Consider the following 14282-nt stretch of genomic DNA (forward strand, 5'->3'; position numbering starts at 1 on the left):
CTCAACAGCTCGACGGTTATACACCACGCCAACCGCAAATTGAAATGGCTCTGGCAATAGAAAAAACCATTGCGGATAAAGGTCAATGTGTTGTCGAGGCCGGTACTGGCACGGGAAAAACGTTTGCGTATTTAGCCCCTTTGTTGCTAAGCAAGCACAAATCGATTATCTCTACAGGGTCAAAAGCACTGCAAGAGCAGTTATATCACCGCGATTTACCCACGTTGCAAAAAGCGTTAAAAGCAACCAAAACTACTGCATTGCTTAAAGGACGTGCGAATTATTTATGTACCTATCGCCTGTCACAACATGTTGCTCATGTGCCAAGTGATGACCCAGATATCATGCACCAGCTTGCAATGGTAGCTAAGTTTGCCACTGAAACTGATAGTGGCGACCTCGCTGATTGTGTTGGAATTGAAGAAGATGCCAAGGTGTTACCTTATGTCAATTCAACATCTGACAACTGTTTAGGTAAAGACTGCCCTGATTTTCAAACCTGTTATATCCGTAAAGCACGACTAAAAGCAATAGATGCTGATTTAGTTGTTATCAATCATCATTTGTTTTTTGCTGATATGGCGGTAAAGGACTCTGGCTTTGCAGAGTTAATGCCTACAGCAGATAACTATATATTTGATGAGGCACATCAGCTGCCACAAATAGCCAGTGATTACTTTGGTGAGTCTCTTAGTACCAAACAACTTAGTGACTTAATTAAAGATATTCGCCTCATTTACCGCTCAGATATCCCCGATATGCTGCAACTTGGCAAAACTTTAAACAAGTTAGAAACCAGCGTTGCAGACTTGCGAATCTCCTTTGGTGCGGATGGGGGACGCGGGGATTGGCGCGTAGCTTTGGCTGACAAATTAGTATGCGATGCGCTTCATCGCGTTATTAGCGATTTAGACTTTTTATATCAGGTATTAAAAACGTGCTTAGATCGCAGCGACAAAATTGAGCATCCTTTCGAGCGTGTACTTAAATTTAAAGGCCAGTTGGAGCGGGCTTTTGATGTTTCTCAATCAGGCTATAGTTACTGGTACGAAACCACACGTCGATTTATCTCTGTGCATATTACGCCACTGGATGTATCCAGTAAATTCAAAGAAATAGTTGAAAAAACACAAGCCAGCTTTGTATTCACTTCAGCAACGCTCTCAGTAGATGATTCGCTGTCGCACTTTAATGCCAGTCTTGGCTTGCAACCACTTCATCAAAGCATCGTGGCTAGTCCATTTGACTATGAACAACAAGCAATGCTGTGTTTGCCACGGTATTTACCAGAAAGTCGTGATGATTTAATGCCACATACACTGGTTAAAATTGCTAAGCAAGTTATTGACGCGGCAAAGGGCCGCACATTTTTGCTATTTACCAGTTACCGAGTCATGCATTTGGTTTACGAGGGCTTGAGTACGGCACTTGAGTACCCTATTTTTATGCAGGGTCAGTCTTCTAAACGAATTATTTTAGAGCAGTTTGTGCGACATGGTAATGCGGTATTGCTAGGTACAGCCTCATTTTGGGAAGGTGTGGATGTAAGAGGCAATGCTCTGAGCTGTGTTATGATTGATAAGCTGCCTTTTGCTTCACCTGATGATCCGTTGTTACAAGCGAGAATGAAAGACGCTGAGATGCAGGGCAAAGAACCTTTTTCTACGATTCAGCTACCTCAAGCGGTGATCAGCCTAAAACAAGGGGTAGGGCGTTTAATTCGCGATAATGCCGACAAAGGCGTATTAGTTATTTGCGATAATCGTTTAGTTACGCGAAAATACGGGCAAACGTTTTTAAAAAGTTTACCAGCGATGAAACGCACTCGCTCCTTGGAAACTGCAACGAAATTTCTTGAGAATATAAAATAATATGAAACACAACTTATTAGCAATTGACGCGTCAACGGAAGCGCTAAGTTTAGCACTTCACTTTAATGGTCAGACTTACCGTCACTTTGAAGTATGTCCGCAGCAACATAGCCAAAAAATACTGCCTGAAATAGAGCGTTTATTGACATTGGCAAGTTGTCAGCTAAATCAATTAGACGGCATTGTATTTGGAAGAGGACCTGGCAGTTTTACTGGCGTAAGAATAAGTGTTGCTATTGCTCAAGGTTTGGCATTTTCCGCTAAGCTGAAAGTGGTTGGTGTGTCGACACTTCAGGCGATGGCATTGCAAGCAATTCGCCAGCATAAAGCGCAATGCGTTTTAAGTGGTATCGATGCGCGTATGGGAGAGGTTTATCTCGCGCAATATCAGGCTGACCAAGCTGGGATGCTAAAAATTATTGGTGAAGAAATTGTATGTACCCCAGAAAATATTCAGCATTATGAAAACGCAATTGCTGCTGTTGGTACTGCGTGGCAAACTTACCCTGATATAGTAGCTCAGAAAAACTTAGATTTAGTTCCAAGTATTACGTTACCAGACGCATTTTATATGCTGGAACTAGGGGATTATGCCTTCACTAATGGTTTAAGCGTAGATGCCTCACAAGCGCAACCCCACTACGTTCGAGATACGGTTACTTGGAAAAAGTTGCCAGGTCGCGAATAATCTTATATTTTTATAACAGTAGTCGTTTTATCGGTGCAGGCAATGAAAACGCAATTAATTGTACAAAGTCAACATACTTATCAGCTCAAACCAGCCGTTACAAAGACGAATGCTGAACAAGCGCCTGCGCCGCAAAATACACAACAAACAAGCTATGTTAAAACATCAAATGAAGGCGCAGCACTTGCCCAAAAACTGCAAGATGATTTTAACTCAACAATTTATGATCAACCTAATTTTAACAATAATAAAGCAATTAGTGCTTATATGTCGATTAATAACCAACAACGGCGCAATGAAATTGAAAGTTTAATTGGTGTTAATATTTACGCATAACTGATTGAAAAATATTCAAGTCTAATTCAAAGCGTTCTGTTTGTATTCTCATTAAAACTCGGTATTGTTTAAAGAAAAAGCCGAGCGTGTATTTGAGTACTTCAATACTAAATCAGTTTAATCGTATCGCGGTAAAAATATCAGCCAACACGATGATTTTGTCATTACGAGAAGGCTATATTGCACTCATACCATTTTTTATTGTCGCTGCACTGATTACCTTATTTAATCAATGGCTCGACATAGCAGCAAAAGGTTTTGATCACCAATACTTAAGTGACTTTAATCATTTAGTTTGGGGTTTATTTCCATTGCTGACCTTGATCTCTTTCTCTTATCACTTAGCTAAAAACTTAAAAGTTCATACAATTGCTGCACCAATTTTAGTGATAAGTTGCTTCACAGCGACAACAGGATATATGTATGTTAAAGGTGGGGTGATCCAAATTGATCAAACGCAAGGCGTACTGTATTCACTATTCATGCCAATATTCTGTAGTTATTTATTATCATATTTAGTGAAAATTAAGCTATTTAGAATTGTGAACGTGAGCTCTATTAGCTTATTTTTAAGAAAGCATATCAATTTAATTTTTCCTTACTTAGCGGTTACTGCAATCACCTTGTTTTTATATCCATATGTTGATAATACAGCTAGGTGGCTTTTTACAACTTTGCTGCATGTACAACTAGAGTTGAGTGCTTTTGGAAAATTAATTATCCAATTGATTAGCACACATTTATTGTGGTTTTTTGGTGTACACGGTGACAACACCTATCATATTTTAGCACCCATAGCAGTGACAGAGTATATGGTCGGAGCTGTGGTGGCTAACTATCATTTTTTTACGGTGTTTGTGTTACTCGGCGGAACAGGGTGTGTCTGGGGGGTGATCATTGCGAGCTTTTTACTTAAAGGTGCCAAGCATGAGCAGCATATTGCTAAAATTTCACTTCCGCTGGCTGTTTTTAATATTAGCGAAGTGATGATCTATGCGTTACCTATTGTGTTTAACCCATATATATTACTCCCATTTTTGCTTGCCCCATTGATAAACGCTTTGCTGTCTTACTATGCAATATCGTCAGGTGTTATCACGGTCATTGCCGAGCAAACAGTCCCATGGTTTACACCTATTTTTTTGAATGCTTGGCTGTTAACTCAAAGCTATACGGCTATTTTATTACAAGTGTTTTTGGTGGCACTTAACGTTGCAATTTATTATCCATTTTTAAAAATATATCAGCGCCATAGCACCTCAGGTAAAGCACTCGATATGTTAGTTAAACGCTACTCAGCAGGAAGAGAAATAGAAGGCAAAGCAGAAAGTTTGTTTGCAATTCATCACAGTGAGCAGCAACTTGAACATCACTGTTTAAAAGAAGTGACAGACGCGCTTAACCAAGGTGCATTGACACTTTATTACCAGCCAAAAATGGATCTAAAAAGTGGTGGAGTGATTGGTTTTGAAGCACTGCTGAGGTTAAAAAAAGCGGATGGTACGGTTCAGGGTCCTTGGTTTTTAGAAACGCTGGCAAAGCATAAGTTACTTGATGTGATTGATAATTTTGTTATTGATCAACTGGAAGTGGACTTGGAGAACTTTGCAAAAGCAGGGCTTGCACCAAAAGTTAGCTTTAATATCTCACCTGACAATTTGTTGTCTGGAGGTTATAAGCGAGTTGTAAAAGCATTTACGCGCTTTGAAGATCAAGTTGAGGTTGAGTTGTTAGAGTCTAGTTACATTGAAGACTTTGCAGCCACCATTGAGGTTGTAAATCAGCTTAAACAAAGTCATATACGCTGTGCAATGGATGATTTTGGCACCGGTTATTCATGTTTGTCGGTGCTATCGAAACTTAATATAGATACGATAAAGCTAGATCGGAGCTTACTACCAGACTCAAGTAATGAAAAATCGGAGACTCTGTACCGCCATCTTGCACAGTTGTGCACACAACTTGGTTTTAAAACAGTTGCAGAGGGAGTAGAGACAAAAGAAGAAGAAAGTGTAGTCAAAGCGGCAAAGATTGACTGTGTACAAGGTTTTTTGTACCACAAGGCGATGCCATTAGAGGCCGCAATAGAGCTTTTGGAGCAGAAAAAAGAAGCAGCAACAGCAGCTTCTTCTTCATAAGCTTCTAATGTATCGATGCTGATTATTGCTTTATAAATGAAATTAGCTTGTCTGCAATGGCCGTGTTGTTTTGTGAACCAATAAATTGCTCAGCGCCTTGACCGTAGGCAAATACTGGTACATCAATTGCTGTATGACCGCTAGTTGTCCACCCAGTAAAACTTGCCTCACTGATACGAGATTTAATCACTTGAGCTAGCGTTTTATTACCTTTAGATTTTGCCTGTTCTAATAAAAGCTTAGTTGATTTCTCAAAAGGTAAGCTGGTGGATTGAGTCCATATTGTTTCTAAATCTTCTGACTCTAACATTTTCTTAGCGATAGTTTCAGCCGATGCGCTCACGCCTTTAATAATGTCTCGTTCCCAACGATATTGACCATTAGCACCAAGAGTTAAGCCGCCAGTTGAGTGATCAGCCGTAATAACCAATAGGGTATCTGGGTTTTTATCAACATATTGTTTAGCAACTTTAATGGCATTTGCAAAGTCGTGCATTTCGCTCATTGCACAGGCAATATCATTAGCATGTCCACACCAATCTATTTGGCTACCTTCAATCATAACGAAAAAGCCATTATCTTTATGTTTATCAAGCAATGAGAGTGATTTTTTTGTCATTTTTTCAAGGCGATTTGGGTTTTCATCAATGGCGAATGGTAAGCCAACAGGGGCAAAAAGGCCTAACGCCGGTAGCTTCTCAAGTTTATCTAATGCTGCTAAATTATCGCTATAGCTATAACCTGCTGCTTTGAATTCATCGACTAAGTTTCTATCTTCTCTAATGAAATATTTGGTACCTCCTCCGAGCATGAGATCAGCGGGCAACTTGCCTTCTATTTTGTTGTCTATGTAGTCGTTAGCAATTTCATCATAGTTGCGGCGCGACTCATTATGTGAGGCAAAACTGGCAGGTGTTGCATGGTTTATTTGTGACGTAGCAACTAAACCAGTGGTCATGTTTTTTTGTTTGGCAATTTCTAACATGGTTGTCAGCGGCTTTTTATGAGTGTCTACTGCAATTGCACCATTATAGCTTTTAGTGCCAGTACTTAGTGCTGTTGCACCCGCTGCGCTATCAGTCACAACGGTATCGTCATCAGGGTAGGTATGAGCCATACCCACTAAAATAGAGTCAAAAACAGTTGGTTCAACAACTTTAGTGTTTGCATCATCCATAAAATAGCGATAAGCCGTTGTATAAGCTGGACCCATACCGTCACCGATCATATAAATGATATTTTTTGGCGCTGTTTGGGCATACAGGCTACTGCTAAATATGATACTTGATGCCAGTAAACTGAGAGATTTATTCATTCTTTATACCTTATTATTCCCGTGTGTTGCGACTGTATGATACTACTCAAAGTACTAAAAAGAGATATGAATTTTGAGGTAGGATGATAGAGTAATTACCAGCAATAACCTATGGGAATTATGTGATTAGAATGGAAAATGCGATAGACGCCTTAAAAAAGCTTGGTATAGCTGCGCAACTTTATGGTGAAGGCAAAGATATTGTTATTTGTGTTCATGGCTGGCTTGATAACAGCAACAGCTTTAAACCTATGCTAGATAAAGCTAATACTGATTTTACGTACATTGCTGTTGACTTAAAGGGTCATGGGCAATCTCAATGGCGCTCAGGCGATTATTATTTTATCGATTATGTGTATGACCTGTTGACTATTATGGATGAGCTGGGCATTGAGCAGTGTCATTTACTCGGTCATTCACTTGGCGCTATGGTATGTGGCTTGTTTAGTGCGTTATACCCACAGCGCATAAAAAGTTTAGTGATGCTTGAAGGAATAGGGTTAGTATGTACAGAGCCTGATCAGATGAAACAGCAAGTTATGGAGTCTTTTGAACAGCGTGCAAAAATAGATAGGTTTAAGCCACGGCTTTATGCAAACTTTGAGACACTGGCAAAGGTCAGAAGTAATGTCGGTGATATTAGTACAGAGGATGCGGCACTGTTGATGCAAAGAAACACGCAAAAAGTAGAGGGGGGATTTAGTCTTACCACTGATCCTCAACTTAAAGCGCGTTCAGGCTTTCGTTACACACAAGCACAAGCTCTGGCACTGTTAAAAGATGTGAATGTACCTAGCCTACTCATTTTAGGCACTAAAGGATACGATTTTGTACAGCAAAATATTGCTGTATTTGGAAGGAGTTTTAATAGGTTAGAAGTTGAGAAGATTTCAGGTGGACATCACTGTCATATGGATAATCCCAAAGTGTGTATTGAACTAATTGAACGCCATATGAATAGAAATGTAGTAACTTAATTGTATATTTTCAATAAATATGGGAATATTCTCGAATTAGAGTATTTGCTCAATTGTTAAAGCGCCTTATATCTATTAAGGTTAAGTCTCAAAAAAATAACTAAAACACAGGAGCTAAGAGTGGAAAAAATCTGGCTAAAGCGATACCCAGAAGGTATGCCTCACACTATTGATCCAGAACATTACAACTCATTGCTTGAATTGTTTGACAAAAGTTTTACTGAATATGCGTCTTTGCCTGCTTACAGTAATATGGGAAAGACCTTAACTTATAAACAAGTTGATGAAAAAACCAAAGCGATTGCAAGTTACATTCAAAACACCTTGAAACTTGGCAGGGGTGATAAAGTGGCGGTGATGATGCCAAATTTATTACAAACACCGTTGGCAATATTAGGTGTGTTAAGAGCTGGTTGTACCGTGGTAAACGTTAATCCGCTTTACACAGTCAGAGAGCTTGAGCACCAGTTAAATGATTCTGAAACTAAAGCTATTTTTATTCTAGCTAACTTTGCTCAAACGCTGCAAAAAGCATTACCAAAAACCCAAGTTAAACACATCATATTAACTGAAATTGGCGATATGATGGGCGGTGTTAAAAAGCATCTGGTTAACTTTGTGGTTAAACATATCAAAAAGATGGTGCCAGCATTTTCATTGCCAAATACTATTGCTTTTAAATCGGTTGTTAGCGCTGATCCAAAACAATATACAGTGCCAGATGTAAGCTTAAGTGATTTAGCCTTTTTGCAATACACAGGCGGCACTACAGGGGTTTCAAAAGGTGCAATGTTAACCCATGGCAATATGGTGGGTAATCTAGAGCAAGTTTCTGGTTGTTTAGACAAAGTATTAGATAGAGGCAAAGAGGTGGTGATCACTGCATTGCCGCTTTACCATATTTTTGCGTTAACGGCGAACTGCTTAACGTTTATGAAATATGGCGGTCATAATATTTTGATCACTAATCCGCGTGATATGCCTGCATTTGTAAAAGAGCTAGCAAAATATCCATTTACCGCAATTACAGGTGTAAATACGCTATTCAATGGCTTATTGAACACGCCAGGATTTGAAGAACTTGATTTTTCACACTTAAAAATGTCTTTAGGTGGTGGCATGGCGGTGCAACGACCTGTTGCCGAGCGTTGGCAAAATATTACCAAAAGCAAGTTGATGGAAGGCTATGGTCTTACTGAGTGTGCGCCATTAGTGACGATTAGCCCTTATGATTTGGATGGTTACAATGGGTCAATTGGTTTACCAGCACCCAGTACAGAGCTGAAAATTATCCTAGAAAACGGTGAAGAAGCAGCAAAAGGTGAGGCTGGCGAGCTTTGCGTTAAAGGCCCTCAAGTAATGGCTGGTTACTATAATCGACCAGACTCTACTGCTGAATGTTTAAAAGATGGTTGGTTTGCAACTGGCGATATTGCCACCTATGACGATGAAGGCTTCTTCTATATCGTGGATCGCAAAAAAGATATGATCATCGTATCTGGTTTTAACGTGTTCCCTAATGAAGTAGAGGAAGTGGTTGCTATGCATGAAGGTGTATTAGAAGTTGCTGCTATTGGTGTGCCGCATGAAGTTAGTGGTGAGCAAGTTAAAGTATTTATCGTTAAAAAAGACCTTTCTTTAACAGAAAAGGATATAATCAAACATTGTCGTGAGAATCTGACTAATTATAAGGTGCCGAAATTGGTTGAGTTTAAAGATGAACTACCAAAAACAAATGTCGGGAAAATCCTGCGTCGGGCCTTAAAAGAATAAAGAATAGCCGGCATTAGCCGGCTTTTTTTTACTATAAATATGTCTAGGAGACGCAGTGCAGTATCAAGTTATCCACTCCCAAATTGAGCTTAATAAATTTGTTTCAAATATCTCTCAGGCGCAAGTTGTTGCTTTAGATACTGAGTTTATGCGCCGCCGCACTTTGTATCCAGAAGTTGCATTAATTCAAGTGTTTGCCGCAAATCAACTTGCTTTAATTGACCCGCTTCTGGAACTTGATTTTACTGTGCTTTGGGATGTATTTAAAAACCCGAACATACTCAAAATTCTTCATTCACCTTCTGAGGATATTGAAGTATTTCAAAAATTCGCAGGCTTTGTGCCTAATCCAATTTTTGATACGCAATTTGCATTACAAGTTCTTGGCAAGGGAAATTGCATTGGGTTTGCGAATATGGTTAAAACGATTCTCGAAGTTGAAATAGATAAAAGTGAATCCAGAACAAACTGGTTACAAAGGCCACTCACACAGAAACAACTTGATTATGCTGCGTCTGATGTTTTTTATTTAATGCCATGTTTTGAGCATATCTATGAATTAATAAAAGAACGTGATTTAGTTGATATAGTGATAAAAGAGAGTGAGCTCATCGCTTCTAAGCGCGCATTTAGTGTACCTGATGACCAAGTTTATTTAGATATTAAAAATGCATGGCAGTTAAAGTCAAGAGATCTTGCTGTGCTTAAGGAGCTAGCTGCTTGGCGAAGAGCTAAAGCACATAGAAAAAACTTAGCATTGAGCTTTGTTCTAAAAGAGCACACTATGGTGGAAATTGCCAAGCGCCGCCCAACATCGTTAAATGGGTTACGCAGTGTGCCTGGCATTGAGACTATGGAAGTTAATCGTTCAGGCAAAGAAATTGTAGCGTGTATTGAAAAAGGTAGGTTAGTTTCTGAGCCTCATTGCCCTAAAAAACTACTCAGGTTAATAGATTACCCCGAATATAAAAAAGCAGCAAAACAGCTCACCGCACACATTAAACAAGTCGCTGACGATAATGAAATACCTGCAGATGTTTTGGCATCAAAAAAGCAAATTAATCAGTTGATCAGTTGGAATTGGAAAAAAACCGCTGAAGAGCGAGCAAGTTTACTCAAACCAGATTTACTGCAACCTTGGCGCTATGAGATGGTTAAACTCGCGATTAGTGAATGGGATGTATAATTAAGTATATTGAGCGACAAGAGCCTAACGGCTCTTGAATAAAATACGCTAATTTTGCCAAAACAAAAATATTTAATTAACCCAGAGATCAAAAATTGATCACACATTCACTTTAGGGCTCTGAGTAAACGAGCAACTTGTTGAATCGAATGCTTACCAGCGCTTTCTGCTATTTGAGATAAACTAACTCCGATGATATGGGTATCTTAGCTGCTTTTTTATCACTCCAGCCGTAGCATTTGCTAGAGACTCAATTCTTTTAGTATGTATGCTGTCAAAAAATAGACTGATTAAAAACTCATGGCTATCTTCGGTTTTAAAAATGGGAGTAGGCAAGTTTTAAATATTTGAATAAGTTAATACCTTGAAGCCCCACTATTGCTGTTTTTTATGAGGGGGTGTATCACATCTCTTTTATAATAAAATAGCTCATTCTAGCAAGCTAATTGGTTCATTAAATGCGATAAAAATGGTGTGTGCAGAATATCTGTATATCGGAATTTTTACTTGATTACTTAGTCATTTATCTATCGCAATACCTAATCATTTTTTTATGCGATTGATACTGCTCTCAATGTAAACCATTAGAGTTTTAACGAATAAACATATCCATAATTCTCAGTGACTGATTAGCAAATTAATGAATTATTAAAAGTATTATAAAACAAAAGAGTAACATTAGATTGATTGCGTTTATGTCAATTGTCTGTATCCATTGTGGGGCGGTTGTGTTATTTTTAGATACATAAGAAAGACAGATTTAGTCTTAGTCAAACAATGTTAGCGCTCGATCATATAGTGTAATTTATCATGGGAATAAGCAGTAGCTGTTTAGTATTATTAAGCTATTCAATTGTTATTTAGAGCAAATGGACGAACAAGAAATTACAATGTGGTCACACTGGAAGATTCGAAAGTGTGAAAATGCGAGGCATTTCCTATACGAAAAATATCAGCAGTGGGCTGATATTGAAGCGCTTTGTTGGCAAAAGCGTTTATGTAAAGTCAGTGCTGATAAAGAAGACTTTTATCAGCATGCAATGATAGGCCTGCTGGAGGCTATGGATAGTTTTGATTTGGATAAAGGAGTAAAGTTTAAAAGCTATGCACAATACAGGGTACGTGGAGCCATTCTTAATCATGTATTCAAATATTCAGATGACTGCGCATATAAAAATAAGTTATACAGCTCAACACCCGATGGCAACACTAAAATAGACGATTTAATTGCATCGAGTGGGCTCGTTGGCGCTATAGAAGAGTTAGCACTCGAGTATCTTTTAGAATATGAACACGAAGAGGCTATAGAAACTAGATTGGATGGTCATTATTATTCATCCGATGAAATGGAAAGGCTTAAAATTAGTTGTATGGCAGCGGTGTTGAGGTTGGATGAACCCAAAGGAGCCATATTATCACTGCATTATCGTTTTGAAAAAAGTTTGACAGAAGTGGCTGATATTTTGGGATTATCTTTAGGTCGAGTTAGTCAATTACGAAACATTGCGCTTAGAGAAGTAGCAAAAATGCTGGAAGAAAGTTAATTAAACTTTTGAAGTGCTAGTTGCCCTTTAGAAGTTTATCAAGTTGATTTTGTAAGTCTCGTGAATTTGTAATACTAGGCTCTATCTGAGCGCATACAGTATCAACCATTTTTATAAATTCAGGTTCATTTTCCAGTTTATCACCAAACTTATGCTTTAAGGTGCTAAAGACCAGTTGTCTTATTTGTCCTTTTAAAGGAGGGGCTGGATCTGAAAGGTAGTAAGAAGACACTGCTTGTTTTTTTGTTTTATCGCTTTTTTCCTTTGGCTTAGCGCTGGTATAACCAAAATTAGCTTTTGACTTATTTATTGGAGGGAGCATGAGTAAACCTCTATCGATTTTATGTGGGTATTATAAAGTGAACTTACGGGTATTGCACGGTTTTGCAAGTATAGATTTTTACATCGTGGAGAAGGTACGGTGCTATATATAAAAGATTTTTGTAAGCAAACAGTCGTTTCAAATGATCAAATTAAAACTGCAATTGCGAAAGTGCCCAATGCCCACCTTAAGGGTTTGCAATACATCGTCTATGATCCAGAACGCTTTTTTCAGCGCAGTTATGTGAATCCGAGGCCAATTAACTATAACGTGATAGGCCAATACAATCGATTACCCAGTAAATTTATTACAATTCATAAAATCATTCATGAAGAAAACTTCTATCATGTTCTCTATCATGAGATTGGTCATCATGTGTTTAATCATATTCTACCTAGTCGGATGCGAGTAACTTGGGTGAATGATATTTTTCCAAACAGTCAGTATTTTGTTTCAAATTATGCATCAACAAATGCACAAGAAGACTTTTGTGAGAGTTACTCAAGCTTTTATACTAATGCTAGTGATTTAAAGAAAGATACTAGGAAAGCATCTTTCGTTCGCCACTGTATGACGCACATAATCTAGTAAATTTATAATTTACATTTTTTCACTAAAAAATTACGAATAATGCGTTGCTTCTATTGATCTGAGATACAAATCTGGTACATTTCGCAGCCTAAATGGATTTGAGACTAAACGTGAGTAGAGAATGAATATTTCTAGAACTGAAAAGTTAATGTCATTTTGGTTAAATGATAAAAAAAATGAGCTGTTACTTCAGGAGCTACTTACTAGCATTTCTCAACATAAAGAGTTTGAAATATATGCTAAAGCTTATTCTGAGATTCCATTTGATCAGATAAAATCTCAAGCTGTTCATGCTAGTGCAGTCGAATTATTAATCCAGAGTGGGCAAACAGCATCTGCAAAACAACATCTAGTAACTTATCAATTAATACTATCGCAGTGGTGCATTTATTTTAACGCACTAATTCAATTTAAAGAGTCAAATTTTGATGGCTGCATTGAGACATTTAGCAATTTTCCGGCAGATTCGAAAATACTTGCTATGACTTACACATTGTGTGCTCGGGCACATTATATGAGTGGAGAAATAGAATTAGCAAAGCTTGTGTTGGATAAGTACATAACAAATCATGTAAATGCCGAAGCACTTGGTTTGTATGCAATGTGTTGGCTTGATCTTGGCAATTACGAACATGCGGAAGAATTCGCCAATAATGCAATACAAGAATTTGAATATCAGCTAGATGCTCTGCTTGCATTGGCATCATGTGCCTTAGCAAAACATGAAATCGCATTAGCTGAAAAATATGTAGGTAAATGCTTGCAAATTAACCCCTATGTTGGGCGTGTTTGGTCCTTGGCTGGCCAAATAGATTTATACCATGCGCAGTATAATAATGCGGTCATAGCATTTGAGAAAGCAGTCACTTTTATGCCAAATCATATAGGTACTTATCATTTATTAGCCTGGACATACTTAATTATCGATGAACTAGAAAAAGCAGAATTACAATTCCAAAGTGCACTTGAATTAAATCCGAGCTTTGCTGATTCACATGCCGGCTTGGCAATTATTGAGCTTAACAGAGAAAAGCTCGATGAAGCGAATAAGTTAATTAAAAAGTCACTACGTTTAGACCCGAATAGTTTTACAGCTCATTATGCCCAGTCGTTGCTCAGTGCTAAAAATGGGAATGAAGCTTCTGCGAAACAAATGATTGAACGTATTTTAAACTCCAAAAGTCATGTGAATGAGTTAACGTATCAGCAACTAATTGAAAAGTCAATGAAAATAATAAGTGAACGCTCTGGGAAGTATAATGAGCACTGATGTTGTTATCAGTTATCTGGGCAGCATGTTTCAAGTTGCTTTGCAAATAGCTATGCCATTGCTAGTGGCAACTTTAGTCGTTGGTCTTTTAATTAGTGTCTTTCAGGTGGTCACACAAATACAAGAAATGACTTTGACATTTGTGCCAAAAATAATTGTATCTGTTGCGGTACTGGCAATTGCAGGCCCTTGGATGCTAAATGTGTTGATAGAGTTTACGATTCAAACTATATCGTCCATTAAAAACTTTTAAGCTATTTAGTTGCAGGGG

13 protein-coding genes are annotated in these 14282 nt (G+C 38.2%); 11 read left to right on the plus strand and 2 right to left on the minus strand.

Annotated features, from left to right (window positions below):
* Window positions 1–44 precede the first annotated feature (44 nt).
* The 4 genes from OCI93_RS14140 to OCI93_RS14155 all read left to right on the plus strand — a co-directional run bounded on the left by OCI93_RS14140 (window position 45) and on the right by OCI93_RS14155 (window position 5033).
* Complete coding sequence (locus OCI93_RS14140) at window positions 45–1871, plus strand: ATP-dependent DNA helicase (RefSeq protein WP_261626677.1); 1827 nt, start codon at window positions 45–47, stop codon at window positions 1869–1871.
* Window position 1872: 1 nt separating this feature from the next.
* The gene (tsaB, locus tag OCI93_RS14145) at window positions 1873–2559 is read left to right on the plus strand and encodes a tRNA (adenosine(37)-N6)-threonylcarbamoyltransferase complex dimerization subunit type 1 TsaB (protein WP_261591494.1); all 687 of its coding nucleotides are present in this window, start codon (window positions 1873–1875) and stop codon (window positions 2557–2559) included.
* A gap of 42 nt (window positions 2560–2601) precedes the next feature.
* Window positions 2602–2895: a hypothetical protein gene (locus OCI93_RS14150; RefSeq protein ID WP_261591495.1), complete on the plus strand. Its 294-nt coding sequence runs from the start codon at window positions 2602–2604 to the stop codon at window positions 2893–2895.
* Between the two features lie 92 nt (window positions 2896–2987).
* Complete coding sequence (locus OCI93_RS14155) at window positions 2988–5033, plus strand: EAL domain-containing protein (RefSeq protein ID WP_261591496.1); 2046 nt, start codon at window positions 2988–2990, stop codon at window positions 5031–5033.
* A 22-nt stretch (window positions 5034–5055) separates the two neighbouring features.
* On the opposite strand, the gene OCI93_RS14160 is transcribed toward OCI93_RS14155, so the two are convergent.
* Window positions 5056–6348: an alkaline phosphatase gene (locus OCI93_RS14160; RefSeq protein WP_261626661.1), complete on the minus strand. Its 1293-nt coding sequence runs from the start codon at window positions 6346–6348 to the stop codon at window positions 5056–5058.
* A gap of 131 nt (window positions 6349–6479) precedes the next feature.
* On the opposite strand from OCI93_RS14160, the gene OCI93_RS14165 reads away from it, so the two are divergent.
* From OCI93_RS14165 to OCI93_RS14180, 4 genes are all read left to right on the plus strand, one after another.
* Window positions 6480–7325 (plus strand): alpha/beta fold hydrolase, encoded by an 846-nt coding sequence (locus OCI93_RS14165; RefSeq protein ID WP_261626678.1) that lies wholly within the window; start codon window positions 6480–6482, stop codon window positions 7323–7325.
* Window positions 7326–7445: 120 nt separating this feature from the next.
* Complete coding sequence (gene fadD / locus OCI93_RS14170) at window positions 7446–9098, plus strand: long-chain-fatty-acid--CoA ligase FadD (protein WP_261591498.1); 1653 nt, start codon at window positions 7446–7448, stop codon at window positions 9096–9098.
* Window positions 9099–9153: 55 nt separating this feature from the next.
* The gene (gene rnd / locus OCI93_RS14175) at window positions 9154–10284 is read left to right on the plus strand and encodes a ribonuclease D (protein ID WP_261591499.1); all 1131 of its coding nucleotides are present in this window, start codon (window positions 9154–9156) and stop codon (window positions 10282–10284) included.
* An 869-nt stretch (window positions 10285–11153) separates the two neighbouring features.
* Window positions 11154–11828, plus strand: coding sequence for a sigma-70 family RNA polymerase sigma factor (locus OCI93_RS14180; protein ID WP_261626662.1), 675 nt, complete (start codon window positions 11154–11156; stop codon window positions 11826–11828).
* A 16-nt stretch (window positions 11829–11844) separates the two neighbouring features.
* Here the strand turns inward: OCI93_RS14180 and OCI93_RS14185 are convergent, their stop codons facing one another.
* Window positions 11845–12150 (minus strand): hypothetical protein, encoded by a 306-nt coding sequence (locus tag OCI93_RS14185; protein ID WP_261626663.1) that lies wholly within the window; start codon window positions 12148–12150, stop codon window positions 11845–11847.
* Window positions 12151–12249: 99 nt separating this feature from the next.
* Between OCI93_RS14185 and OCI93_RS14190 the strand changes: the two genes are divergently transcribed.
* From OCI93_RS14190 to OCI93_RS14200, 3 genes are all read left to right on the plus strand, one after another.
* Window positions 12250–12738, plus strand: coding sequence for a hypothetical protein (locus OCI93_RS14190; RefSeq protein WP_261591502.1), 489 nt, complete (start codon window positions 12250–12252; stop codon window positions 12736–12738).
* Between the two features lie 124 nt (window positions 12739–12862).
* Window positions 12863–14011 carry a tetratricopeptide repeat protein gene (locus OCI93_RS14195; protein WP_261626664.1) on the plus strand — a complete coding sequence of 383 codons (1149 nt, stop codon included), beginning with the start codon at window positions 12863–12865 and terminating at the stop codon, window positions 14009–14011.
* A complete protein-coding gene (locus OCI93_RS14200) occupies window positions 14001–14264 on the plus strand; it encodes a flagellar biosynthetic protein FliQ (RefSeq protein ID WP_261591504.1) in 264 nt (87 codons plus the stop codon). Before OCI93_RS14195 ends, OCI93_RS14200 begins: the two co-directional genes overlap by 11 nt.
* The last annotated feature ends 18 nt before the right edge of the window (window positions 14265–14282 follow it).

The sequence above is a fragment of the Pseudoalteromonas holothuriae genome (assembly GCF_945859825.1).
Lineage (GTDB): Bacteria > Pseudomonadota > Gammaproteobacteria > Enterobacterales > Alteromonadaceae > Pseudoalteromonas > Pseudoalteromonas holothuriae.